This is a genomic window from Plantactinospora mayteni (assembly GCF_016862935.1).
In the GTDB taxonomy this organism is placed as follows: domain Bacteria; phylum Actinomycetota; class Actinomycetes; order Mycobacteriales; family Micromonosporaceae; genus Plantactinospora; species Plantactinospora mayteni.
This window is the reverse complement of the sequence record NZ_BONX01000038.1, coordinates 1-24,518: the sequence shown is the minus strand read 5'-3', so window position 1 is coordinate 24,518 and position 24,518 is coordinate 1. Positions and strand designations below refer to the sequence as shown.

At 68.4% G+C, this 24,518-nt stretch carries 25 protein-coding genes and 2 pseudogenes; 16 read left to right on the top strand and 11 right to left on the bottom strand.

The window, feature by feature from the left end; translation table 11 throughout:
* The first annotated feature begins 26 nt into the window (after window positions 1-26).
* From Pma05_RS27245 to Pma05_RS27210, 8 genes are all read left to right on the top strand, one after another.
* The gene (locus Pma05_RS27245; protein WP_203860338.1) at window positions 27-980 is read left to right on the top strand and encodes an ABC transporter permease; all 954 of its coding nucleotides are present in this window, start codon (window positions 27-29) and stop codon (window positions 978-980) included.
* A complete protein-coding gene (locus Pma05_RS27240; RefSeq protein ID WP_239313196.1) occupies window positions 977-1,867 on the top strand; it encodes an ABC transporter permease in 891 nt (296 codons plus the stop codon). The genes Pma05_RS27245 and Pma05_RS27240 overlap by 4 nt, the downstream gene beginning before the upstream one ends.
* A gap of 3 nt (window positions 1,868-1,870) precedes the next feature.
* Window positions 1,871-3,046: a M24 family metallopeptidase gene (locus Pma05_RS27235; protein WP_203860337.1), complete on the top strand. Its 1,176-nt coding sequence runs from the start codon at window positions 1,871-1,873 to the stop codon at window positions 3,044-3,046.
* Entirely contained in the window at window positions 3,043-3,912 is an 870-nt protein-coding gene (locus Pma05_RS27230) for an alpha/beta fold hydrolase (protein ID WP_239313193.1), read from the top strand. The genes Pma05_RS27235 and Pma05_RS27230 overlap by 4 nt, the downstream gene beginning before the upstream one ends.
* Complete coding sequence (locus Pma05_RS27225; protein ID WP_203860336.1) at window positions 3,912-4,910, top strand: ABC transporter ATP-binding protein; 999 nt, start codon at window positions 3,912-3,914, stop codon at window positions 4,908-4,910. Before Pma05_RS27230 ends, Pma05_RS27225 begins: the two co-directional genes overlap by 1 nt.
* Window positions 4,897-5,940, top strand: coding sequence for an ABC transporter ATP-binding protein (locus Pma05_RS27220; protein ID WP_203860335.1), 1,044 nt, complete (start codon window positions 4,897-4,899; stop codon window positions 5,938-5,940). The genes Pma05_RS27225 and Pma05_RS27220 overlap by 14 nt, the downstream gene beginning before the upstream one ends.
* Before the next feature lie 36 nt (window positions 5,941-5,976).
* Window positions 5,977-7,179: a dipeptidase gene (locus Pma05_RS27215; protein ID WP_203860334.1), complete on the top strand. Its 1,203-nt coding sequence runs from the start codon at window positions 5,977-5,979 to the stop codon at window positions 7,177-7,179.
* Between the two features lie 106 nt (window positions 7,180-7,285).
* On the top strand, window positions 7,286-8,014 hold the full coding sequence (locus Pma05_RS27210; RefSeq protein WP_203860333.1) for a GntR family transcriptional regulator: 729 nt from the start codon (window positions 7,286-7,288) through the stop codon (window positions 8,012-8,014).
* 275 nt (window positions 8,015-8,289) lie between these two features.
* Here the strand turns inward: Pma05_RS27210 and Pma05_RS27205 are convergent, their stop codons facing one another.
* From Pma05_RS27205 to Pma05_RS27195, 3 genes are all read right to left on the bottom strand, one after another.
* On the bottom strand, window positions 8,290-9,621 hold the full coding sequence (locus tag Pma05_RS27205) for a hypothetical protein (protein WP_203860332.1): 1,332 nt from the start codon (window positions 9,619-9,621) through the stop codon (window positions 8,290-8,292).
* Window positions 9,618-10,139 carry a SigE family RNA polymerase sigma factor gene (locus tag Pma05_RS27200; protein WP_203860331.1) on the bottom strand — a complete coding sequence of 174 codons (522 nt, stop codon included), beginning with the start codon at window positions 10,137-10,139 and terminating at the stop codon, window positions 9,618-9,620. The genes Pma05_RS27205 and Pma05_RS27200 overlap by 4 nt, the downstream gene beginning before the upstream one ends.
* 190 nt (window positions 10,140-10,329) lie before the next feature.
* Window positions 10,330-10,944 carry a TetR/AcrR family transcriptional regulator gene (locus Pma05_RS27195; RefSeq protein ID WP_239313190.1) on the bottom strand — a complete coding sequence of 205 codons (615 nt, stop codon included), beginning with the start codon at window positions 10,942-10,944 and terminating at the stop codon, window positions 10,330-10,332.
* Between the two features lie 174 nt (window positions 10,945-11,118).
* Between Pma05_RS27195 and Pma05_RS27190 the strand changes: the two genes are divergently transcribed.
* Window positions 11,119-11,466: a nitroreductase family deazaflavin-dependent oxidoreductase gene (locus tag Pma05_RS27190; RefSeq protein ID WP_307836904.1), complete on the top strand. Its 348-nt coding sequence runs from the start codon at window positions 11,119-11,121 to the stop codon at window positions 11,464-11,466.
* Between the two features lie 1,206 nt (window positions 11,467-12,672).
* Here the strand turns inward: Pma05_RS27190 and Pma05_RS27185 are convergent.
* Complete coding sequence (locus Pma05_RS27185; protein WP_203860329.1) at window positions 12,673-13,032, bottom strand: hypothetical protein; 360 nt, start codon at window positions 13,030-13,032, stop codon at window positions 12,673-12,675.
* Window positions 13,033-13,493: 461 nt separating this feature from the next.
* Here Pma05_RS27185 and Pma05_RS27180 point away from each other — a divergent pair, with 461 nt between their 5' ends.
* On the top strand, window positions 13,494-13,982 hold the full coding sequence (locus tag Pma05_RS27180; RefSeq protein ID WP_203860328.1) for a hypothetical protein: 489 nt from the start codon (window positions 13,494-13,496) through the stop codon (window positions 13,980-13,982).
* Window positions 13,983-14,072: 90 nt separating this feature from the next.
* On the opposite strand, the gene Pma05_RS27175 is transcribed toward Pma05_RS27180, so the two are convergent.
* Both Pma05_RS27175 and Pma05_RS27170 read right to left on the bottom strand, forming a co-directional pair.
* Window positions 14,073-14,297, bottom strand: a complete 225-nt coding sequence (locus Pma05_RS27175; RefSeq protein WP_203860327.1) for a hypothetical protein — start codon at window positions 14,295-14,297, stop codon at window positions 14,073-14,075.
* A gap of 221 nt (window positions 14,298-14,518) precedes the next feature.
* Window positions 14,519-15,358, bottom strand: a complete 840-nt coding sequence (locus Pma05_RS27170) for an NAD(P)H-binding protein (protein WP_203860326.1) — start codon at window positions 15,356-15,358, stop codon at window positions 14,519-14,521.
* A gap of 108 nt (window positions 15,359-15,466) precedes the next feature.
* Between Pma05_RS27170 and Pma05_RS27165 the strand changes: the two genes are divergently transcribed.
* Both Pma05_RS27165 and Pma05_RS27160 read left to right on the top strand, forming a co-directional pair.
* A complete protein-coding gene (locus tag Pma05_RS27165) occupies window positions 15,467-15,829 on the top strand; it encodes a winged helix-turn-helix transcriptional regulator (RefSeq protein WP_203860325.1) in 363 nt (120 codons plus the stop codon).
* A gap of 449 nt (window positions 15,830-16,278) precedes the next feature.
* A complete protein-coding gene (locus Pma05_RS27160; RefSeq protein WP_203860324.1) occupies window positions 16,279-17,499 on the top strand; it encodes a hypothetical protein in 1,221 nt (406 codons plus the stop codon).
* Window positions 17,500-17,863: 364 nt separating this feature from the next.
* Here Pma05_RS27160 and Pma05_RS27155 read toward each other — a convergent pair whose 3' ends face one another.
* Window positions 17,864-18,379, bottom strand: a complete 516-nt coding sequence (locus Pma05_RS27155; RefSeq protein ID WP_239313187.1) for an SAM-dependent methyltransferase — start codon at window positions 18,377-18,379, stop codon at window positions 17,864-17,866.
* 439 nt (window positions 18,380-18,818) lie between these two features.
* The gene (locus Pma05_RS27150) at window positions 18,819-19,529 is read right to left on the bottom strand and encodes a metallophosphoesterase family protein (RefSeq protein ID WP_239313185.1); all 711 of its coding nucleotides are present in this window, start codon (window positions 19,527-19,529) and stop codon (window positions 18,819-18,821) included.
* Between the two features lie 318 nt (window positions 19,530-19,847).
* Between Pma05_RS27150 and Pma05_RS27145 the strand changes: the two genes are divergently transcribed.
* Both Pma05_RS27145 and Pma05_RS27140 read left to right on the top strand, forming a co-directional pair.
* The gene (locus Pma05_RS27145; protein WP_239313183.1) at window positions 19,848-20,381 is read left to right on the top strand and encodes a DUF4240 domain-containing protein; all 534 of its coding nucleotides are present in this window, start codon (window positions 19,848-19,850) and stop codon (window positions 20,379-20,381) included.
* Between the two features lie 149 nt (window positions 20,382-20,530).
* Window positions 20,531-20,892: pseudogene (locus Pma05_RS27140) on the top strand (VOC family protein).
* Between the two features lie 70 nt (window positions 20,893-20,962).
* On the opposite strand, the gene Pma05_RS27135 reads toward Pma05_RS27140, so the two are convergent.
* Window positions 20,963-21,601, bottom strand: coding sequence for a hypothetical protein (locus tag Pma05_RS27135; protein ID WP_203860322.1), 639 nt, complete (start codon window positions 21,599-21,601; stop codon window positions 20,963-20,965).
* 325 nt (window positions 21,602-21,926) lie between these two features.
* Between Pma05_RS27135 and Pma05_RS27130 the strand changes: the two are divergent.
* Window positions 21,927-22,565, top strand: a pseudogene (locus Pma05_RS27130) (transposase family protein); the annotation flags it as partial.
* A 44-nt stretch (window positions 22,566-22,609) separates the two neighbouring features.
* Here the strand turns inward: Pma05_RS27130 and Pma05_RS27125 are convergent.
* Window positions 22,610-22,966, bottom strand: coding sequence for a YybH family protein (locus Pma05_RS27125; protein WP_203860321.1), 357 nt, complete (start codon window positions 22,964-22,966; stop codon window positions 22,610-22,612).
* 346 nt (window positions 22,967-23,312) lie between these two features.
* Between Pma05_RS27125 and Pma05_RS27120 the strand changes: the two genes are divergently transcribed.
* The gene (locus Pma05_RS27120) at window positions 23,313-24,029 is read left to right on the top strand and encodes a tyrosine-type recombinase/integrase (RefSeq protein ID WP_203860320.1); all 717 of its coding nucleotides are present in this window, start codon (window positions 23,313-23,315) and stop codon (window positions 24,027-24,029) included.
* Window positions 24,030-24,072: 43 nt separating this feature from the next.
* On the opposite strand, the gene Pma05_RS27115 is transcribed toward Pma05_RS27120, so the two are convergent.
* The gene (locus Pma05_RS27115; RefSeq protein WP_203860319.1) at window positions 24,073-24,486 is read right to left on the bottom strand and encodes a winged helix-turn-helix transcriptional regulator; all 414 of its coding nucleotides are present in this window, start codon (window positions 24,484-24,486) and stop codon (window positions 24,073-24,075) included.
* Window positions 24,487-24,518 lie beyond the last annotated feature (32 nt).

The following is a 24,518-nucleotide window of genomic DNA, read 5'->3' as shown; positions in this document are numbered from 1 at the left end:
CGAGGTAGGAGGGAGGGGTCCCCAAGGTGGCACGCTTCGTGCTCAACCGGGTGCTGAAGGCCGTACTGACCGTCTGGATAGCGATCACCGCGACGTTCTTCCTGCTCCGGTTGCTGCCGGGGGACCCCACGACCCTGATGGTCGAGGGGGACATGACGCCGGAGATGCGGGCGGCGCTGCTCGAGACGTACGGGCTGGACCGGCCGCTGCTGGAACAGTACGTCTCGTACCTGCGCGAACTGCTGCACGGCAACTTCGGCATCTCGTTCCGGCAGATCCAGCCGGTCGCCGACATCCTGCTCGACCGGTTGCCCTGGACCCTGCTGCTGGCCGGGGTGGCGTTCCTGCTCACCATCGCCGTCGGCATCCCGATCGGGGTGTCGGCGGCGGCACACCGGGGCCGCTGGCCGGACCGGCTGCTCCAGGGCTTCGGCATCGCCGGGCACGCCCTCTTCGTACCCAGCGTGGCGATGCTGCTGCTGGTCTGGCTCGGCGCCCGGCTCGGCTGGTTTCCGATCGGCGGCGCGATCGACCCGGACACCCGGGGCCTGGCGGCGTACCTGAGTCTGGCGCACCACCTGGTGCTGCCGGTCGCCTCGCTGGTGCTGGTGCAACTCGGCCCGTACGCGCTGACCCTGCGGACCAACCTGATCGAGGTACTCGGCGAGGACTACATCCGGGCGGCCCGGGCCCGGGGCCTCTCCGCCCGGCGTCGGCTGTGGAAGCACGGCCTGCGCAACGCGATCCTGCCGGCGCTGACCCTGATGGGGCTGCAACTCGGCACCCTGGTCGGCGGTGCCGTGCTCACCGAGACCGTCTTCGCCTATCCCGGGGTCGGCCGGCTGATCTACGAGGCGGTCGGGCAACGCGACTATCCCGTCCTGCAAGGAGCGTTCATCATGCTCGCCATCACCGTGGTGGTCGCCAACGCGCTCACCGACCTGCTCTACGCGGTCCTCAACCCCAGGATCCGGCTGTGAGCGCGCCATTGATGACCGAGCCGGCGGCGACCGTGCCGGCGGCGGAGCCGGCCGTCGGGGCCCGGTCGGCGTGGCGGACGTTCTTCCGGCAGCCGTCCGGGCTGCTCGCCGCGGCGGTGCTGGTGGTGATGGTGCTGCTCGCGGTCCTCGCGCCGCTGATCGCCGACGAGCCGGGCGGTACCAGCCCGGACGTGCTGCGATCCCCCTCCGGTGGGCACCTGTTCGGCACCGACGACCTCGGGCAGGACATCTTCGCCCAGGTGGTCTGGGGCACCAGGACCAGTCTGCTGATCGGGGTGGCGGCCTCGCTGATCGCCATCGTGCTGGGTACGGCGATCGGGCTCGCCTCGGCGTACTTCCGCCGGGTCGACGCGGTCGGCACTGTGGTCACCGACGTGATGCTGGCGCTGCCCACCCTGCCCCTGATGATCATGCTGGCCGCGATCGTCAACCCGAGCGTCTGGACGCTGACCGTGATCATCGGCGTCTTCGCCTGGCCCGAGGTGGCCCGGCTGATCCGCTCGCAGGGGCTGGTGGTCAGCGCGATGCCGTACATCGACGGGGCCCGGGTGCTCGGCGCCACCGGATGGCGGATCGTCACCCGGGAGATCCTGCCGGCGGTGGTACCGCTGATCGTGGTCAGCGTGCTGCTCACCGCGTCCCGGGCGGTCATCTCCGAGGCCGGGCTGAGCTTCCTCGGCCTCGGCGACCCGGACGCCTGGTCGTGGGGGCGGATCCTGCTCAACGCCCAGCGCAGCGGGGTGGTGGCCATCGCCTGGTGGCAGACCCTCTTCCCGTCGCTGGCCATCCTGCTGCTGGTGCTCGCCGCGACGGTCGCCGGCATGCGGTTCAACGACATCCGAGACCCTCGCCGGAACGGAGCCTGACCCGTGCGTCTGCCCGACAGTTTCTACTCGTCCGTCCGGGCCCGGCTGGCCGACGCGCTCGACGTACGCGGCCTCGACGGGTTCCTGGCCACCTCCCCCGCCGACGTGGCGTTCCTCTCCGGGTTCTTCTACATCGCCACCGAACGGCCGGTCTACCTCTGGATGCCCCGCGAGGGCGATCCGCTGCTGGTGATCCCCCGCCTCGACGAGGAGTACGCCGCCCAGCAGAGTGTCAAGATCGAGACGGTCAGCTACTTCGAGTACCCCGGGGTGGTGAGCGCGGAGCAGACCCTCGGCACGGCGCTGGCCGGCCGGGCGGCGAAGCAGATCGGGGTGAGCGCGGGACTGTCGATCGGGGCGTACCGGGCGCTGTCCCGGGCGCTGGGCGGCAGCACACTGGTCACCACCGACGCGGTGGCGAAGCTGCGGCTGCGCAAGTTTCCCGAGGAGATCCCCTACCACGAGGCGGCGGCGCGGATCTGCGACGAGATGCTCGCGGCCGGCCGGGAACTGATCGCCGACGCGCTGCGCCGGGGCACCGAACTCCCCCGCGAGGACGAGATCGCCCGGCACGTCATCGGCTACGGCACCGACCGGATGTACGCCGACTACGACCTCGTCGTCTACACCACCAAACTGGCCGGCGGGCTGGTCTATGCCGGCCCGAACTCGGCACTGCCGCACGGCCTGCCGACCCGGCGGCGGATCCAGCCCGGCGACACCCTGATCCTCTCCCTCGGCGCGGCGGTGGCCAGCCGGTTCGTGGAGAGCGAGCGCACCTTCGTCGTCGGCGAGCCGACCCCGGAACAGCAGCGCTACTACGAGGCGGACCGGGAGGCCCAGGAGGTGGGCACCCAGGCGATGCGGGCCGGCCGGACCTGCGCCGAGGTTAACCGGACCTGCCTGGACGTCCTGCGCGGGCACGGCCTCGGCGACTACCTCCGGCACAGGCAGGGGCACGGCATCGGGTTGCAGAACCACGAGGCGCCCTGGGTCGAGGACGGTGACCACACCGTGCTGGAGCCCGGGATGCTGCTCTCCAGCGAGCCCGGCGTCTACGTACCCGAGCACGCCGGCTACCGGATCTCCGACACCGTACTGGTCGAGGAGGCCGGGCCGCGCCGGCTGACCGGTTATCCGCGCGATCTCGCGTCCAACATCATCGAGGAGGTCCGGTGACCGTCGACAACCCGTCCAGTTTCGCGGGTCGGCTGAAGATCAATGGCGCCGAGTTGGTGGTCGAGGCGTTCGGCCCGGTCGACGCCCCGGCGATGATCGTGCACCACGGCGCCCCCGGGCTCGGCTCCCGGTCCGAACCGAAGCGCTCGTTCGGGCCGTTCGCCGACCGGTACCGGGTGATCGTCTTCGACGCACGCGGCTCCGGCGAGTCCAGCGACGACGAGCCGTTCACCCACCAGCAGTGGGTCGCCGACGTGGACGCCATCCGGGAGCACTTCGGCTACGAAAAGATCGTGATGGCCGGCGGCTCGTACGGCGGCTTCGTCTCGCTCGAATACGCCGTGGCGCATCCGGACCGGGTCGCCGCGCTGGTGCTGCGGGACACCGCCGCCGACAACGGGCACAACGAGCTGGCGGTCGAGAAGGCGAAGAACACCGACCGGACGGTGATCCCGCAGTGGGCGATCGACCGGATCGGCACCGGACACTTCGAGAGCAACGAGCAGCTCCGGGAGTACTGGAAGGCAATCCTGCCGCTCTACGACCACCAGCACGACCCGGCGAAGGACGCCGCCAAACTGGCCGCGACCCGGTTCCACTACCGGACCCACAACGCCGCGTTCGGGCAGAACATGCCGCGCTACGACCTCAAGCCGCAGCTCCCCTCGATCACCTGCCCGACCCTGGTCACCGTCGGCCGGCACGACTGGCGTACCCCGGTGGCCGCCTCGCAGGTGATCGCCGACCTGATCCCGAACGCCGAGCTGGTGGTCTTCGAGCACTCCGGGCACTCGCCGCAACTGGAGGAGCCGGAGCTGTTCCAGCGGACCGTGCGGGACTTCCTCGACTCGGCCGGGATCCGGTAATGGCCCTGCTGGAGGTCGAGGAGCTGCGGGTCAGCTTCCCCGGGCCGGGCGGCGCCGCCGGGTCGGCCGGCGCGGTGCAGGCGGTCAACGGGGTGTCGCTGGCGCTGGAGTCCGGCCGGACGCTGGCGATCCTCGGCGAGTCCGGCTCCGGCAAGAGCGTCACCGCGCAGGCGGTGATGGGGATCCTCGACGTGCCACCGGCCCGGGTCGGCGGTTCGGTCCGGCTGCGCGGCCGGGAGCTGCTGACCCTGACCCCGAAGCAGCGGGACAGGGTCAGCGGCGAGGAGATCGGCATGGTCTTCCAGGACGCGATGGCCACGCTCAACCCGGTCTACACCGTCGGGGAGCAGCTCGCCGAGCTGCTCCGGGTCCGCCGGGGGCTGTCCCGGTCCGCCGCCCGCCGCCGCGCGATCGAGTTGGTCGACCGGGTGCACATCCCGGCCGCGAAGGATCGGGTACGCGACTATCCGCACCAGTTCTCCGGCGGGATGCGGCAACGCATCATGATCGCGCTGGCCATCGCGCTGGAGCCGGACGTGCTGATCGCCGACGAGCCGACCACGGCACTGGACGTGACCGTGCAGGCGCAGGTGATGGAGCTGATCGCCGAGATCCAGCGGGACAGCGGGATGGCGCTGCTGCTGATCACCCACGACCTGGGTGTGGTGGCCGAGGTCGCCGACGACGTGGCGGTGATGTACGCCGGCCGGATCGTCGAACGGGCCAGCGTACGGCAGGTCTTCGCCGGCCCGGCGCACCCGTACACCGAGGGGCTGCTCGCCTCGATGCCCCGGATCGACCGGCGCGACGAGGAGCTGTACGCCATCCCCGGCGCCCCGCCGAACCCGGCCCGGCTGCCCAGCGGGTGCCCGTTCCACCTGCGCTGCCCGCGCGCCGACGACGTCTGCCGGGCCACGCTGCCGGCGCTGGAGCCGCTGCCCGAGGGCCGCGCCAGCGCCTGCCACCACCGGGAGGAGTTGCTGCATGTCAGCCGATGACTCCGGCCAGCAGGTGGCCGACAAGCTCGGGCGGCACCGAGCCGAGCCGGGCGATCTGGTGCTGCGGGTCGACAGGCTGGTCCGGCACTTCCCGGTGAAGGGGCGGCTGCCATTCACCTCCGGCGGGGTGGTCAAGGCCGTCGACGGGGTCTCCTTCGACCTGCGCCGGGGCGAGACCCTCGGCATCGTCGGCGAGTCCGGCTGCGGCAAGAGCACCCTGGCGAGGATGCTGGTCGGGCTGGAGCGGCCGACCGCGGGCGAGGTGCGCTTCGGCGACGCGGTGGTGCACGCCGCCCGGGGACGGGAGCTGCGGGCACTGCGCCGGCGGATCCAGATCGTGCTCCAGGACCCGTACACCTCGCTGAACCCACGCCGGACGATCCGGGAGATCCTGCTCCAGCCGTTCGAGATCCACCCCGACGTGCTGGACCGGAGGCGGCGGCTGGACCGGGTGAGGGAGCTGCTCGACCTGGTCGGGCTCGACGCGAGCGTGCACCTGGACCGCTATCCGCACCAGTTCTCCGGCGGGCAGCGGCAGCGGATCGGCATCGCCCGGGCGCTGGCCCTGCAACCCGACGTGATCGTCTGCGACGAGCCGGTCTCCGCGCTCGACGTCTCCGTCCAGGCCCAGGTGGTCAACCTGCTGGAACGACTCCAGCGGGAACTGGGCGTGGCGTACGTCTTCATCGCGCACGACCTGTCGGTGGTCCGGCACATCTCCGACCGGGTGGCGGTGATGTACCTCGGGAAGCTGGTGGAGAGCGGCCCCGAGCCGATGCTGTACGACGCGCCGGCCCACCCGTACACCAGGGCACTGCTCTCGGCGGTGCCGGTCCCCGAACCGGTCGGCCGGGCGGAGCGGAAGCGGATTCTCCTCAGCGGCGATCCGCCGAGCCCGGTCGACCCCCCATCCGGCTGCCGGTTCCGTACCCGCTGCTGGCAGGCGACCGAGACCTGTGCCAGCACCGAACCACCGCTGACCGGCGACGCCCGCGCGGTCGCCTGCCACTACCCGCTGGCCGCCGCCTAGCCACGACGCACCGTTCCGTCCCGTAAGGAGAAAGTGTTGCTGCAAGAACCCGCCTCCCGGTACCAGGGCCACAAGTCCTACTCGTATCTGGAGCCACACGCCGACTACCGGGTCTTCGAGCTGGCCCCGGAGATCGGTCGGGTACCCGAGCACGACCTCGGGCTCTCCGACGCGCAGCGGCAGCGGGTCACGCGCCTGCTCGCCGAGCACATCGCGATCTCCCTGCACGAGCACCCGGTGATCCTGCCGGCGGACGTCACCGAGCTGCGCGCCTACAACCGGACCGCCCGGCAGCGGACCGGCTACGAGGGGCTGGCCCGGTCCGGCCTGACCGCCGTCTTCGACAACTTCATGGCCGGCGCCTCCTGCGTGACCAGCGAGAACGGCTGGAAGTGGAACGACCTGATCTACGCCCTCGGGATGCGGATGAGCGACCTCCACCAGCAGGACTACGTCACGCTGGCCACCTCGCTCTCCGACATCCGCGCGGCGAAGCGGGACGGCCGGCTGGCCCTGGTCGCCGGCCTGGAGTGCTGCACCCCGATCGAGAACGAACTGGACCGGATCGACATCCTGTACGGCTTCGGGGTGCGGCAGCTCGGCATCGCGTACAGCCAGGCGAACATGCTCGGCGGTGGGCTGTCGGAGGCCCGGGACGGCGGGCTGACCCACTTCGGCCGGCGCGCGGTCGACCGGATGAACAAGCTCGGCATCGCCATCGACGTGTCGCACTCCGGCGACCAGACCTGCCTGGACACCATCGAGGCCAGCCGGGTACCGGTCTTCATCACGCACGCCGGGGCGCGGTCGGTCTGGAACACCTCGCGGATGAAGCCGGACGAGGTGATCCGGGCCTGCGCCGAGCGGGGTGGGGTGATCGGCATCGAGGCCGCCCCGCACACCACCCTGTCGGAGGCGCACCTGGAGCACTCGCTGGAGTCGGTGATGGACCACTTCAGCTACTGCGTCGACCTGGTCGGCATCGACCACGTGACGTTCGGCCCGGACACGATGTTCGGCGACCACGTCGGGGTGCACCAGACGTACGCCGGCAACTACGGTCATGACTCCGGCCACAAGCCGGCGCACCCCCGCGTCGAGTACGTCTCCGGGGTGGAGAACCCGGGCGAGGCGTTCGGCAACATCGTCGGCTGGCTGGTGAAGCACGACTACTCGGACGACGAGATCGCCAAGGTCATCGGTGGCAACACCATCCGGGTACTGGAACAGGTCTGGTAACGAATTCGGTGGTGGGTGCACCCGCTCGGGCGTCGATCGGGTGGACACCCAACTACTACACTCCGTACGCCGTAGCTGGCGCGGCGGAGCGAAGAGGTGAGGGTTGATGGCTCGGCGCGAGACCGCGCTACAGACCGCGCAGGGCCAACTGCGCGATCTGATCGGCAGCGAGTTCCGGACCGGTGACAAGCTGCCCAACGAGCGGGAGTTGGCCGACCGGCTGGCGGTCAGCCGGGCCACCGTACGGGAGGTGCTGGGGCAGCTCGCCGCCGAGGGCGTACTGACCCGGACCTGGGGGGTCGGCACCTTCGTCAGCGAGCCGGCCGAACGGGTGCCGGTGTCGATCGGTGACGTCACCGCGCTGCGGGACCGGATCACCGCCTCCGGGCACCGCCCGGCGCTCCAGGACGCGACGGTCAGCCGGGCCGAGTGCCCGGACGACTGCGCCAAGATCCTCGGGCTGGACGTCGGCTCGCCGGTCTGGCGGGTAGACCGGCTCTTCGCCGTCGACGGCGTCGCGGCGGCCTGGATCCGCGACCACCTGCCGCTGCGGGTCGGCGAGCGCGAACTCGACCCGTCCGGCCTGGTCAGCATCGACCTGGACATGTTCGAGTTCCTGGCCGGCGCCACCGGCATGCCAGTACGCCGGGCCGAGATCGAGTTCGCCGCCGTACTCGCCGACGAGGCGGCGGTCGGGCGGCTCGGGGTACCGATCGGCCATCCGCTGGTCAGCGCGACCCAGATCGGCTACAACGCGGAGGGGCTGGCCCTGTTCCACGGGCACATCACGGTCCGGACCGACGTGCTGACCCTGCGGATCACCCGGGGCGCCTAGCTCTCTCCGCTATCCCGCGCCAGACGTACCCCGTACCCGAGGTCAAGGCCGCCCGGACGATCCGGACGGCCTCGGCCGGATACTCGGCGGCGGCGGTGCCGCCGGACGCCTGCCGACTCAGTGAACCTTTTTCAACCTGAACCGCGCGGCGCTCACGCACCGCGTCCGACCCTGCGGTCCGTCGGACCGCAAGGAGGGTTGAAAAAGGTTCAGCGAGGTGGTGAGCCGGCAGGCGTGGCTCGGTCGATGCGATCTGGTGAGGACGCCGGGTCGGGTTAGGTAGTGACTGGGATACTGGTGACGGTTCCGCTGGCGTCGGTGACACGCACGTCGGTGGCATCGGCGGGTAGGAGTGCTGCGTTGCGGCCAGCGTTCTGCCATTTGCCATCGCGGATTCGGTAGCTCAGCGCTGCCCCTTCGGCGGCGACTACGATGCCCTGATTGTCAGGCAGTCGCAGCCGCACCGGCAGGGGCGCCGTCCAGTCCGCAAACGTGCTGGCAACTGCTTGGAAAGGCTCGTCGTTTCGGGCGAGCAGTGCGATGACGCGCGCAGGCTCGTCGTCGAACTGGATGGTTTCGACGAGCAGTCGCCGACTGTCGGGAGTCACCCCGTAGATGGACAACAGGGGGGAACCGTCGCTGCGGTGCGCGCCCACGGGGTCGATGTATTCGGCGAGTGCTTCGGTCCCCTGGACGCCGACTTCCTGAGCGCCCGGCTTGTTCTGGTATTCAGGCGTGGTGGGGTCGCCGCCCCACGCCTGTTCCGCCCCGGGCAACGCGTAACGGAGCGACCTTGGTGCTGGGCTATCGCCGTTCGGGAACATAATGGCCATGGCGTTGGTGATATGAACGACGTTTTCCTGCCTGACCGGCGTCCTGGCGAGCCCGACCGTGATCTTCGTGCGTTGTGGCTGCACCGCGAGTACGGCCGCACCGTCTCGGAACGCCACCGGCTGGAAGGTTCGCTTGACTTTACCGTCAGGCATGTACTTGAGCTCCGGTGAGAACTCCACCGGCTGCCCGAAGTCGAGCACGAGGAGCACGTCGCGCTGCGGTCCGAGCAGTGCTGCCTGTGAGTTGCCGTCGGTTCCCGCGTCGGTGACCGTTTCTATCGTCATGACGCGCGGCCCTTCGGTGGTAGGTTCGACGAACGCTGCCATCGCGATCATTCGATCATTTGCCGGCTCGCTCACAACCGGATTCTTCGCAGTGCGGTGGGCGACGTAGGCGGCCGGGCCAGCAGGCGTACTTCCTGCCCACACGATGTGCGGCTCGCCGCGCATCTGATCTCCATTCTGCTCCAGTCGGCGCTGCCACGCCTCGCGAACCTGCCGCAGGTAACCCTCGTCGGCGGCCAGATCACCGCGGGTAGGCTCGTCAAGTAGTGGTGAAGCGACCCGCACCTCTCCTCCGTCGCCTGCCAACTGAAGTCCGCCAACCACTGGCACGGCCACCACGGCCGCGCAGACGGCCGCCAACACGGCCCGGCGACGCACCACCCGGCGGCGTCCACCCCGGCGCACCGCGAGGAGCAGACCCGGCGTGCCGACCAGGTCGTCCGTCGCGCGATGCAAGATGTCGCGCACGTCACTGTCGTTCATTGTCATCGCGAACTCCCGGTATCAGTGATGGGCATGACGAGACTCGATTCGGCCAGCACCTCGCGCAGCCGAGCCAACCCACGCGAGGCGTGACTCTTCACCGCGCCCTCGGAGCAGCCCATTGCCGCAGCGGCATCAGCGACTGGCAAATCCTCCAGATAACGCAGCACGACCGCGGCCCGCTGCCGAGCCGGCAACGCCCGCAGCGCCCCGACGACCACCTCGCGAAGGGCCACAGCGTCGGCATGGTCCCGGCCGACCCCGTCGTGATCACCCAGCGCCTGCTCCGGGCGTCGTGCACGCCGGCGCCACCGATTCGCCGACCGATTGACCAACGCACGCCGCGCGTACGCCTCCGGACTGCCGTGCACCCGACGCCAACGCACATACACCTGCTCCAACACCTCCTGAAGCAGGTCCTCCGCCGCGTGCCGATCCCCGGTCAGCAGAAAGGCAACCCGTAACAGCACCATCGATCGTGTGCGAACGAAGTCATCGAACTCCGCTCCACGCGAATCCCTCATCTGACCTCCCGGCCTCGTCAACCAGCAAGACACCGGATCGGCTCGGGAGGTTTACCGGTCCTGCAACTCAGCTCGACGAAAGCATCCAGCCGCCGCAGCCACGCTCCATAACATCGCCACGGACCAGTCCCACCCCGATGCCGCTGTCGTCGACGGCGCCGAGGCGAGTTCGAATGGCGATATCGGGGCGCTACCTCCGGCGCGCTTCGAGCGCATCCAGAATCAGGTCCAGGCCGTAGCCGAACTCGCGTGTGTGGTCGTAGCCCGCCTGGAGGGCGTGGTCGACGATCATCTCCGTGAGGTACGGCAACTCGTCCGCCGGCAGGCGCTCGAGGATGCTGCCGGCCACTTCCTCGACATCGTTCGGCGTCGTCACCGGCAGGTTCGCCTCCTGGAGGACGAACCCGCCGACGTAGCTGTCGATGAGCGAGACCGCGTGCGCGGCCATCGGCAGCGTGAACCCCGCCTTCCGGAGGACGCCGAGGACGGCGTCGTGATGGCGTAGCGTCGCCGGTCCCGGGTTGCGACGGGAGTCCATGAGGCCGAGAGCCCAGCTGTGCTGGGACAGGACCGCACGCGCGGAGGAGGCGCGTACGCGGATCGCGTCGCGCCAGTCGTCGCTCTCGGCGCTGGGTAGCGTGATCGCCGCGAACACCGCGTCGACCACGCCGTCGAGGATCGCCTCCTTGTTCGGTACGTGGTGGTAGAGCGACATCGCCTCCACGCCCAGTTCCTGCGCCACCCGTCGCATCGTGATCGCCGCCACGCCACCGCGATCCGCGACCCGGATCGCGGCTTCCAGCACGCGTCCTCTGCTGAGCGGTTGCCGTGGTGATGGCGATGGTGGTGGCACGACGGGCTCCAGGAGTACGGGGGTTGACAAGCTTACAGGCGTAAGTCAGCCTTACGAGTGTAAGTCCGCGACGCTCCCTCGGGCGAGAGGAGATGGCGATGCCGATGCCGGAGGTGGTGGGGGCACGTGAACAAGCGGGTGTTCAACCCTCGTGCGATCGCGGGTGGGAGGTGGCCGGTGCTGACTCACGTCGGTCGCGTCTCTGGCCGGACGTACCGCACCCCGCTCGACGCGCACTCGGTCGACGGCGGCTACCTGTTCGTCCTCGTGTACGGGTCAGGCTCGGACTGGGTGCAGAATGTGCTGGCAGCCGGCGGTGCGCGGCTCCGGATCGAGGGACGGGAGGTGGACCTCGCCGCCCCACGTCTCGTCGGGGAAGCCGAGGCGTTCCGGTCTCTCTCCGATGACGTGGCACGCCCGCCGAGGCTGCTCCGCATCACCGAGTTCCTCCGGATGGACCTGGTCGCAGACTGAGGGTCGGCGTCCAGTGCCTACCCGGACGACAGGGTGCGGCCTGCGGTAGTGGAGGATAGGAACGGCCTCCCCGCCCCCGCTCCCGGACAGCCGGATGAAACACCTGGGGGTCCGCCTCCGACGGCAGAGCGCTGCCGCCGGTCACCGGACTACCGCATACCGGCCCTCGAAGTCACAGTCGCCCTCAACGCCCTGGCCGTGCCGGTCGGCTCTAGCGCCAATTTCCGTTCCTTTCTTCCAACTACCGCCTATCGCATCTGATGCGGACTCGCGACGGTTTGCATGTCGGTCGCGCGTCCTGATCGCAAGGCTTTGACCAGGGCATACGTGCTGTCCGGACGGTCGGAACCGACTGTCTCGGGCGCGATGCCGACCGATACTTGCTGTCCCACTTCCATGACTTGACAAGCCCAGATGCGGGCCGGGTCGCATCCAATGCGAGATCCACGCGTTGGATGCGAGTGACAGAAGGTGGTCGCGAGTGAGCTTGGACGGAACGGCACCGGGAGCAGACGACGGCTCCTACGACCGAGGACGACGGCGCGGAATGAGATCTCGGGACACCTGCATAAGGACCGCCCGGGTGATCCTCGGATCAGGGTCGATAAACATCGGGCGGAGTAGGCCAGCTCGGAGTAGCAGGCCCCAGCCGGCCCACAGCGCTGGTGATGCGACTCCCCAGATCAACGCCTTCGTCCAGGGTGGTGGCGCGGGCGCGCCTCCGGCCTCGAAGCCGAAGAGCCAGATGGTGATCGGAACGCCGACAAGATTCGCGACGCGGAAGAGCCAGATCGCGATCCGGTAGGCCCGAGTGGCGAGGATGGCCTGCGCTGTCTGCCGCCAGGAGTCGACCGTCACAACTGGAGGGTGGCCCCTTGGGTCAAGCCGCCGTCCGAGCACGCCATCCAACTCGGTGCCGTCACGTTCCGTGACCGCCCTTCCGCGCCGCTCGACGTCCGGATCTGCCGAGATCAGTGCACCCGATCTTGGACTCCTACGCCAGCCCGGCTTTTGTGTCCACACCCCATTTCCCAGGGCTATGGCAGCGATGTCCAGCCGTCGAGTAACTCCGCTACGATCAGGTCGTCAAGCTGGTGCCGAACGTGCAGCAGCAACTCGGTGTCGGCCGTGCCCGAATCGATCCGCAGCAACACTCTGCGGATGTGCCGCGCGGTGCCGAACTGGCCGACGGCTTTGAACCGCCCGTCACTCCTGTTGCCAGCCCGCTTTTCCCAGGAGCTCCAGGACGGTCTGCGTCAGCGCAAAGAACGCCCAAAGAAATGCCCAGTACTGCATGGGGATTGAATACAAGCGGTGTCCGTTGTGGTTCGTCGCCGGGTCGTCGGCGCGGTTCAGCCTGCGTCCGACGAACCACGTCGCGATGCCGGCAACGAGGAAGCCGATGGGTACGCCGGGATAGCCGCCGAGCTGGTAACCCACGGCGACCGTGACGGCGGGAAAGACGACCGCCAGGATCCCGGCGCCCGACCACCACATGTCGTCTCCCAAGGTCGGCGGCAGGACGGATCTCAGCCTATCCCGCCCCACCGGAAGGAACGTCGACATGGGTAGCAATCCGAACGCTCCACAGAGCCCCGAAGCTGGCCGGCACGGTCGGACCGCGCGTCAAACCAACCAAACCGGCTCGGCCGCGACAGACGACCGCGCTCCACCAACCCTCGACGCACCGACGGCCAGCAACATGCACACCAGCGCGCTGATCTGCCGCGATTTGCGCACCGCCCGACGGAACGACTGTCAGCACCCGTCCGACGAGTCCGGCAGGAGGAGTTCGAAGGCCGACCCCGGGCGGGACGGCTGCCAACCGGCAGCCAGGGCTTGGCGGACGCCCACAGCCAGCCACCGTGCTGGGCAACACCGGCTGACAATGCCGCTATCCCACTCGCACCAGGTCGGCGATCCTCGGCATAGGCGATCGTCGACACTTCAGCTTGACGCCCCTACCAGCGCCGGTGGGTGCGTGGCTTGCCAGGCCGACAAGACGCCGAATCAGGCACAATGATCAAGTGGTTGCCGACGACACCCTGCTGTGGCGGCTGTTGCGCTCCCTTGACGACCCCGATTGCCTCGAGGTGCCGGCGAACTACCAGCACCGCCGGGCCAGGGCACGGTTCAACCAGCTGGCGCAGCGACTCGACCACGACTTCGGCTGCCAATGCGAGGTCGACCGGAAAGTAGAGGACGCCAGCTTCCACGGCCGCATCGAGATCTCCGCCACAGCCACCGGCACCCTCCGGCGTCTCGTCATCGTCATCAGCAACTTCGGCGGCCTGGCCGTCCTCGCCGTCGACAACCCCGGAGTGTGGACCGACCAGGAAGCAGCCCAACTGCTCCACCCTGACGACGACACCCGGATCCGCCGCGCCCTGGAGGACCTGACCTACACCCTCATCCCCGAAGAACCCCTCTGGCAGCGTTACGACGGCGCCTGGAACAAGGACAACGTCTCCGCCCGCGTCAACACCTGGTGGGACCGCTACTTCGACTACCTCTGATCAGCTATAACCCAGGCCATGACCGGTACTCACCGGACGGATCGTCACGGAACTGGACAATCGCGCTGGGCGGTCTCACCACACTCTTGATTACCGAGACAAGAACAGGCCATGAGCGAGAGCATTGGTGACCTGTCTTGGTGTCATCTCCGGGAAGCGTTCGGCGATGGCGACGAGCGCCTGCTCTTTCGTCACCTTCCCGTCCCGAAGCAGGTCGGCCTGCTCGTAGGCGAAATCCTCGACAACTTTTCGTTCGATACGGGGCGCCTGGGAGCGCTCGAAAATCCTGCGCCAAAGTCCCGTGAGCAGGCTCATCACCCGATGATCGCATTGAAGACCGGCGTCCAACCAACTGCGGACCAACGGCTCGCTCTTCTGCCGCCGACCGTGCGCGACACCGGCAGCCGGTGGTTGCCACGCTTCGTGACCGGCCGCCCGTACCGGTCGACGTCCGAAACTGCCGATGATCGGACAACCGATCATGGCTGTCCGATCATCGGCTACCGGAGAAGGGCGGTTCGCCCAGCCCAACAACGTCAACGAAATGCGTCTATGTTGCGTGCGGCCCATGCGGCGAAGGGGCGTGGCGATCGGCCCAGGACCTCCGACACGTCCGGGCTGATCCGCTGCTCCCGTGCGGTCGGCGCGCCGAGGATCGCCAGTGTGCCCTCGACCACCGGCGGTGGCATGTACCGCAGCATCTGTTCGCGGGCTTGATCGGGCGTCTGCTCGACGAAGCGGATCGGCTCGCCGAGCGCGGCGGCGAGATCAGCAACCCGTTCACGTGGCGTGCTCAGCGCCGGACCGGTCAGCTCGTACGTGCGACCGTCGTGAACGCCGTCGCGGAGCACGGCGGCGGCCACCTCGGCGATGTCGTCCGGGTCGACCACGGGCAGGCCGACCTCGCCGAAAGGCGTGGTCACCGTCCGGCTCGCCCGGATCGGGTCGGTCCACCCGAAGGAGTTGGAGGCGAAGCCGCCGGGGCGCAAGATCGTCCAGCCGAGACCGGACCGGCGCACGAGGTCCTCGATGGCGTGCAGGGGCGCGTGTGACGCCGCCCTCGGCCTTGTACCAACCGCTTGCGAGGATTGCAACACGATGCGTTTCACGTCGGCGGCCGCGGCGACCCGCAGGATTTCGGGCATGTCGAGATGTGCGCCGGCACCCTCCACGAGCAGGAACATCGCTTCCGCGCCAGCGAGCGCTGGGCGCAGGCTTTCCGGCTGTTCGAGGTTTGCGAGATGGTGGCGGACCCCGCCGGGTGCGACCAGCGGGCGTCGTCCACGGGACACCGCCGTCACCGCGGCACCCGACGCCGCAAGGATCGACAACAGCGTCCGGCCGACATTCCCGGTGGCACCTGTCACGACAAACATGTCTGTCTCTCCAGTTCAACCGCGTCGCTCGCGCGGCTGAGGGTGACGTTAGTGGCGCAGGTATAGTAGGTACCTAGAGGATAGTATTGCCGTTGTGACGGAGGACATATGGAGCGATCAGCGGACCCCGAGCTGGCCTGTCCGGTCGCGCCGGTCGTCGATATCGTGTTCAGTCGATGGACCACGCCCATCCTCTGGGCTCTTCACGAGTACGGTCGGCAGCGATTCGTGGAGCTCGAGCGCCGGCTGACCAGCATCACGCCGAAGGTACTCACCCAGCGGCTACGCCAACTCGAACGCGACGGGCTGGTGGCACGCACCTACCACGCCGAGGTGCCACCCCGAGTCGAGTACGAGATCACCGAGCTGGGTGCCAGCCTCGGTCCGCTCTTCGCGCACCTGGCCACCTGGACCGATGCCCACCTCGAAAAGGTGGAGCGGGCACGTCGCGCCTACGACACCGCGCGATGAGCCTGGGCCAGCCTGATCATGCTGGTTTGCGGGAGGACTTCCACCGCGGCCTTGGCTCGGGAACACGGTGTGCGGCCACCCACGGATGGCTCCCCGGCGGCTGCCGGCGTCCACATCTGCCGCCGATCGTGCGCGCCCGGATGCCACACCCGTCACCCACCGTCGTGGACTCCACGCCGGTATGGACCGGTCCCAGTGCACAACGTTCCGGGTTGAGGCGTCGAGTACGTGAGGTCCATCGGAAATCCATTGCCGCCGGTCGCGGTTCGGTTATTTCTGAGCCCGGCGTGCCCTGTGAACGGCGAAGTTGGAAGAGGTAACGCGGCGATGGACGTCCTCGGCCAGGTGATGGCCCAGGCCACCATCCGATCCTGCGGTCCGCGGCGTGATCCTCACCGGGTTCGCGTGCCCGCAGCGTAGCCACCGCATGGTCTGACTACGACGTGACCATGGTGGTAGCCGAGCAGGCCGGGCTCTGGCAGGGTTCGGGCCGTGCGACCGATGGCGTCATCGCGGTGGGCGGCCCGCGCGGTGATCGTTGGGTCGAATGTCAGACTTTCCTTGTGGCGACAGGACTTCGGCGGACGTACCAGGGGTTGGCGGAGCGGTTGGCGCAGCTCGGCATCGAGTCGGACACCAGGGCTGTGGCCGGGTTGGTCGAGATCCGTCAGTGGGCGGACCTCGACGAGGAGCGGGATGCCGGCGAGCTGATGCGGGCGTTCGGCCCCTTGGGCATCGGCGTGCGGGTCCCCGGCAAGGTGGACAACCCGGCGGAGGGGTACCGAATGCTTCTGGAGCGGGCGGTGGCGTGCTCCGGCGGCTCAGTCGTGATCGATGACATCGAGCTGGTGGAGGACGAGGACGGGGAACAGAGCCTGCACTTTCGGCGCGACGGCCAGTCATACTGGTGGGCGCTGGAGCATCGGTCGCCGCGTTGCCTGGACCTCGAGGCGATCCGGGAGGGTCTTGACGACCTGACGCCTGGGGGGACCGATCCACGGGGTTTCTACCAGGTCGATGGAGAGGACGACGGCGGGACGGATTGCTACGTCCTTCTCACGCCGGAGCAGGCCGAGGCGTTGCGCGAGGAGTTCGGCCTTCCGGTGGCCCGCCGGGGCAGCAGCGGGCCACCCGCGGGTGCGCCGGCGGCCGAGCCCGATACCCTCGGGTGGTACATGGAGGACGACCGGAGATACCTGGACCCGCCCGCCCGCCGTTCTCTGGACGAATGGCTCGGCGTGATGGACGTGGTGCTGGAACGGTGGCGGAACCGCCATCTGCCCGACGACTTCCCTTTCGACTTTTCACTCGACTCCCTCGCGGCGCTGGAACGTCTGATGCTGGATCGCTTCGACAGCCCCGAGGCGGTGCGGGCGGCGGCCGGTGACGAGTTTGTCGACGGCGCGGTCCGGTATCTCGGTGAGACCGCGGTACGCGCCTGGCCGTGTCGCTGGGGACACCAGTACTCCGACAGCGGCTCGGGATCCGTCGTGAGCATCCCGGTGATCCGTTCCAACACGCCCGACGGGTTCCTGGAAGCGGTCGCCCCGCTCGACGTACTCCGATTCCTTGCGAGGGACCGCGCGCACGGCACCTTGGCGTACGAGATGGGGATCGTCGAGGACGCGCTCGACCGCTACCGGAAAGCGCTCCGCGCCCGCGCCCGCTAGCTGACCGGCGATGACGATGGCCAGTCTGACGCGACTTCTCGCTCCGCGAGTCGGGCACGGGTCAGGAGGGGTTCCGGCTTGCTGGACCCGGCTACCGGGACAGGAACAGGCCATGAGCAAGGACATTGGCAATCTGCCTTGGCGTCATCTTCGGGGCTTGGCCATGGCCGGGTAGCTGACGTATTTGCACTGGTGGCATGATGTGTCGCCCAGCCGAGAGTCACCAGCGGCGACCTGGTCGATCGGATAACGGGCCGGTGTCAAACAGCTGAAATTCGGTGCGCGGAGCTGCCGCGGACATTGCGCTACATCGAGCGTGTGACGTGAGGTCGGACCGGAGAATTGGGCAGGCGGCGAATTGCCCTTACCGCACGAAGGTGAAGATCCGGCCGCTCGGAGGTGGGCTCTCGGGTTGCCCGTGGAACAGATGCACGCCGACCGAGAACAGCGCGTCCGGTGGCGCGTCGAAGGCCCGCTCGGTGAAGCCCACCCAAGCCCACCCCGGCGAACCAGCGCCTGACTGCCGGGGGCAGTCAGGATCCCGACGTCTCCGGGTCCAGACGACCGTGGCTCCCGGCGCGCACGGCCTCGACAGCGGGGCGATCGTTGCTCGGATCCTGGTCGCCGATGTTGCCCAGTACGGCAGCGAGAAGGACCAGGTTGGCGGGACAGCGGTGCGGTACGCGGCGAAGTCACCGGCATCGGCACACATGATGGTGATCCCGTCGAGACCGGCTGTGGCGGCGCCCTCCCGTGCGGCTGAGACGTTGCGCGGGTCCTTCTCGATCAGCGCCGCATGCACCCGGTAGGCATCCGAGCGCCGTGTCAGGACACCGACGAGGTCATTGCCCTGGCCCGCGCACACGCTGACGACCCGCAACCAGGACTCCGGCCGTTCGTCCAGTCAGTCTCCGATGTGGCGCTGCAGGAGCCACAGTCTCCCTGACAACGCTGACGTGTCGTCGGCGTACGGCGAATGCCAGTCGCGCCAGTCCGTCGTCTCGGTCACCCAACGATGCTGCCATGCCGGATCCGAACCAGGCCGGTCCCGTCCGCTTCACCGCACGGAAGCACGCCACAAAGAAGCGCAACGCTCGGTGATGACACCGTGGATGCAACGCTACACGGACGAGCCGGGATGAGTGCAGTCGATTGTGGGCCGATGAGACAACGAATGGGGCCGGCCCGTTGGGCACCGTGTCTGGTGCCGGCGGTCGGCCTCGGTGCGGTTCCCTTGCCGACATCTGAGGGCGGACGCGGACGAGCGAACTGGTGGTGATGATGGCGTTGTCCCGTGGCAGTGCCAGATCGTTTGGTCGTCAATCGGGTTGCGGCGTCAGGAGGATGGCCCGGCCATCGACGTTGAGCACGTGCCCAGCACCGAGTCGGGCCAGGGGTGCTTCCCAGTGGACATGCCCGCACACGGTCAAGGTCGGTGGATGCTCGCGCAGGTGAGCGCCGATGACGGGGTTACCGGGCTGGTCGATGTGCTCGCCCGGCGGTCCTTCATGCAGAACGAGTACGGAGGGGCGGCCGGTGAGTGCGGCGCCGAGGCGGGCCAGTTGGCTCTGTTCGCTTCGGCGGCCAGGCCGGCGCGGATCGCCGACGATGTTGCCGACTCCGGCGAAGCGTACCCCGCCGTGGTCGATCCAGTCTCCGTCCAGTAGCGCCGCCGCAGGGCCGAGTTCGGCGAGTTGATCGCTCGCGACAACGTCGTGGTTGCCGGCCACGCCGACGATCAACCGGCAGCCGACGGAGGCCAGGGCCCACCACACGTCGGCGACTTCGCCGGAGGCACCCCGGCGGTCGGCGGTGGGGGCGCAGTAGAGGTCACCGGCGAGGACCACGGCGAGGCGCGCCGGCGGTGGGATGAGTTCCTGCTCAGCCCAGACCGACAGATAGTCGCCCAGCGCAACGCCCAGCAGCACGGGCGGGCCGCCCCACGGCGAGGGCGTCACACCCTGCAGATCTCCGGTTACGAGTACCGCGTCACAACCGGTGGGCAGCTGACCGACGGCCAGGCGTCCCACGGTCAGTCGGGCCGTCTCGGTGCCGCCGCCGGACCGGGCCCGCCGGTAGGCAATTTCCGTGACCGGTTCGACATCACGACCGATGATGCGCACGCCGACACGGTAGCCGCTCTTTGTCGATACGGTGCATGGCTACCAGGACGGGCAGCGCGGTGCAAACTTCCGCCGACCCGACGCGACCCGCCAATGTGCATCTCGGCGCCCTCGCGAGCCGCGGACAAAGTGTGAGCGGATGGTACGAACGGAGGCTTCCCGTCGCGCCTCACCTGGCCGTTCGGTCGTGGATCCGATGTCGGTGGGGCCCGGTACCCTCCTTCCGTGGCGGCGGATGGCCGGGGCCGGGTGCCGACCCCAACCGAGGAGGCTTGCTTCTGGGGGTTGGTCGAGTCGGCGTGGGGAATGTGCGGGCCGGAGCCGGCTCGCGTCCGCGCGGCGCTGGTCGAGCGTGATCCGGCGGCGGACGACGACAACGGCAGCCTCTATGCCCTCGAAGCCTGGATGGATCAGTTCCTGACGCATCTCCGGCGGCTGTGTGCCGACCTGTCGAGCGCGGAGCTGACGAACCTGGACCGGGTGGTCGAGCGAAAGCTGTACGACCTCGATCGACAAGAGGTCCACGAACATACCGATGGATCGGATGATGGCTTCCTGTACTGCCGCGGGTTCATCGTCGCAGCGGGTCAGGAGTTCTACCTCGGGGTCCACGCTGACCCCGCCATGGCTGTGATGGACGCGGAGTGCGAGGCGATGTGCTACTTCTTCGCGCACTTACATGACGAGCGGTTCGGCGGCTACCCGGACACCGGCTCGGGCATCTCACGAGAGTCGGGCCGCAATCCCGACGGCTGGTAACGCCCGCTTGGCGGGGCGGTCGGTGAGCCAGCTCTGGAGAACTGTCGATCGAGCGTGACACCGGTCAGGACCACTTGATCAGGTGCACGCTCATGCCGCAGGCAGCGCGGCGACGACGGGGCCGATACGGCTGTACGTACGCTACGGCGATGCAGATTGACCTGGTTACCCTGATTGTTGACGAATACGACCCTGCGATCGTTTTCTTCACCGACGTACTCGGGTTCGACCTCGTGGAGGACTTACCGTCATTCACCAACGACGGGCGGCCGAAGCGGTGGGTGGTCGTTCGGCCTCCCGGCGCACAGACCGGGCTACTTCTCGCCCGCGCAGACGGTGAACGCCAAGATGCCGCTGTCGGTGACCAGGCCGCCGGCCGAGTCGGTTTTTTCTCCGGGTCGAAGTCTTCGACGCCGCGTACGTTCGGGAGCCGCGCTCGGAACCCTATGGCCGGGTCGCGGTCTTTCTTGACATCGCCGGTAACCGGTGGGATCTCCCCGGCGATGGTTGAGTTATCTCGGAGACCGAAGGCAGGGACCTGGGGGCGGTTGGCGTCGCGGTAGTGGGAGTGTTTCGGCTGGTCAAAGCTCGAAGCGGTCGATCACCGATCGTGGTAGCGCGGTGATGTCGGTGACCTCGGAGGCGGCCGGCCGCTTGGCGTCCACCCCGTCTGACCTGCTGTAGGTGTATCGGAGCGCGCCGTAGGTCGGGTCCACGCTCGGTACGTCGATGTTGAATTCGAAGAAGTTTCCGTCGGGGCTCGTGACAGCGCTGAAGGGAACGGCCGTTGCCTTCGGGCCGAGTCCGTCGAGCACCTTCCGGCTGATGGAGTGCGAGCGGGTCAGGTCCAGCGTGCCGACGAAGTCGGCCCCACCCTTCCGTTTCGCGGTGACGACGCAGCTTACGAGGTCGGCCGCCCCGGTGTGGTCGCTCTCGGCCAGCAGGTTGAACGAACTGCCGGCCGGAAGGGTCGCGACACCGATGTGCATCCACATCTTGGGCACGCCGGGCAGGTCACGCGTTCGTACGTACAGGTCGGTGCCGATCTGGATCAGTTCGGCCCGGAGGGTGTCGCCCGCCGGATCCGGAATGGCGATGCTCATAGTGGCCTTCTTGTTGGCCGGGTCCATTCTGTGGTCGGCCGTCAGGCCAGAGTGCTGTAGGACGACGGTCATGACCCCCTGGTTCGTCTTCGCCGCCGCGTCCGCCAGCTTCTCCACCGGGCTGAGCTGTGTCGGCGCGGATGTTTCCCCGCGCGGCGCCGAACTGTCGGTGGATCCCGCACCGACGCCGCAACCCGTGACCGAAAGACTCATCGCGGCAACGAGGACGACAACCGGAGCCGCTGTCCGCAGAGTACGCACTGACCTGTTTCCTTCCCGTCGGTTTTCTTCCGTCGACGAACCACGCGGATGCTACCCGCCCCGGTCGGCCCGGCATCATGCACACTGCCACCAGACAGCCCTTGATCCTTGATCTTCTTCCCTAAAGGATGTCTCGTAACCCGGTGACTGTCCGGTGGGGACGGTCGTCGATGATGTCGGGGTGCAGGTGATCTCGGCAGGCCGCCCGGAGTGGATCTTCCCGTTCACTGGGCTGCAGCCCGTTCAGTTCCGCCGTCTGGTCCGGCTGATCGCCCGGCGTGGCGGTGACGCGATCGCTGATGGTCGGCCGGGCAGGCAGTGGTCTCTTGACCTGCCGGATCGGGTGTTGCTGGTCGCCACGTACTGGCGCACGAATCTGACGATGCGGTAGATCGGTCCGCTGTTCGGGGTGTCGCACTCCGCCGCGCACCGGGTCATCGACACTGTCGGCCCTCTGCTCGCCCTGGCCCCGGTACGCCGCCGCCGGGTCGACCAGATCACCATCGTCGACGGCACCCTCATCCCGACCCGCGACCACCGCCTGGCCGCCCAGAGCAAGAACTACCGCTACTCGACGAACCTGCAGGTCGCCATCGACGCACACACCCGCCTCGTCGTCGCCCTCGGCGATCCGCAGCCCGGCAACCGCAACGACACGATCGTCTACCGGACCAGTGGTATCGACCAGAAGCTGGCCGGACGGCCGGTCATGGCCGACGGCGCCTACCGCGGCAACCCCGAGGTGATCATCCCGTACCGCAAGCCCGCCGACGGCAGCGCGCTACCCGACTGGAAGCTCGCTCTGAACAAGCAGCCGAGATGAGGGCGTGGGCCGGGTACGACGACCGCCTGCGGGGCTTTGAGCTACGAGATGACATTGGGCTGGTCTATCACCCACAACCAGGTGCCATCTGCCTGGCGACGCGCCACCTCGACGGTCACCACCCCATTGGCCAAACGTGATGACGTGAGGGCCAAGCCTCCGCTGAGCAGGGTCGGTTGCTGGATGCCCGGCTCGAACTGGGGCCTGTCGGCCACCATGCGCTGGTAAGCCCTGCGGATCTCGTCGGAACCGGTCGCGATTTCACCATCGGGCAGCGCCAGCACCCCATGGGGTTCGTAGAGTGCGGTCAAGCCGTCGACATCACCGGCGTTGAGCCTCTCGACGATGAGACGGCTCAGATCCTCGGGGTGCGTCGCGTGCTCAGCGTCGGCATGCATAGACGCGAGCTTGCCACTCAGGTGCGACAGTTCCCGACCATGCCCCTGTCTGTCAGCCGTCGGACGGGCACGGCCATGATCAGGTGTACGCACATACCGCTTGGCGGGTCTGCTGGCACTGCCTGTGACCGTGACGCACCGTGAGGTATGACTACCTCTCCCGCTTCCGGTTCCAGTACTGACTCACTTGATCGCCGCGTTCTCCGTGCGGCGGTAGCCGCCTACCTCGGTCGCTACCGAGGTGACACCCGGTCGCACACCGACTCCGACCTACGTGTCTTCCTGACCTGGTGCACCAGACAAGAATTGGATCCACTGTCAGCCGCGCGTCGACATCGAGCGGTACGTGCGCTGGCTGCAGGACGTCCGGCGCTTCCAGCCCTCGACCGTCTCCCGCCGCCTATCGGTAGTGATCGGCTTCTACCGCGTCTGCGTCATCGACGACATCCTCCCGCACTCACCCGCCGACTACGTCCGCAGACCGGTGGTCCCACCCGAATCACCCACCCTCGGGCTCGGTCACCTTCAGTTCGAGGCACTGATCACCACCGCACGACAGTCCGACAACCCGAACGACTTCGCGTTGGTCACCATGCTCGGCCTGCTCGGGCTGCGAATCTTCGAAGCCTGCGGCTCGAATATCAGCGACATCGGAGAGGAGCACGGCCACCGCGTCCTGCGGGTGCGAGGCAAGGGCGGCAAAGTCGTCCTCGTTCCTCTACCGCCAGCGGTGGCCAGGGCCGTCGATCGAGCGGTCGACGGCCGCTTCGACGGCCCGATCCTGCGCAACCTCCTCGGAGCCAGGATGGACCGCCACGCCGCGACCCGCCGGCTCAAGCACCTGGCCGCCAACGCCGGGATCCGGATGCCGAGGATGCACCCACACATGCTGCGTCACACCTTCGTCACCACCATGCTCGACGCCGGCGTCAGCCTCCGCGACGTGCAGATCGCCGCCCGCCACGCCGACCCCCGCACCACCATGCGTTACGACCGTGCCCGCAAGAACCTCGACCGCCACCCCAACTACATCCTCGCCGCCTACATGGCCTCCGGAACGTAACGGCCTAACATGCGGATTTGCCGATGAGCGGGCGTTGTATCGATCATTGGAGCTCCGACTGGGCCCGTTCGCGGTCGAAGCGCCGCCTGGATTCGACTACTGCGTCGCGGTGCGCGGCGGCCCAGTCGGCCAACCCCCGCACCTGGGTATGGAGGCTGTGGCCCATCTTGGTCAGCTCGTACTCGACCTGTGGCGGGACGGTCGGGTAGACGCTGCGGGTGAGCAGTCCGTCGCGTTCCAACCGGCGCACCGTCAGCGTCAGCATCCGCTGCGAGATCCCCGGCACCGCCCGCTGCAACTGCCGGAAGCGGCGCACTCCGGCGGCCAACTCCACCACCACCAGCACCGACCACTTGTCTCCGATGCGGTCGAGTACCTCGCGTATGCCGCAATCCTGCTCGTGCTCGTGCCCCTGTGGGCCTTCGAGAGTGGTAACGCCGGTGTGGCCTACTGACATCGAAGTGCCTCCTTACAGCCAGCGAGCTGGTT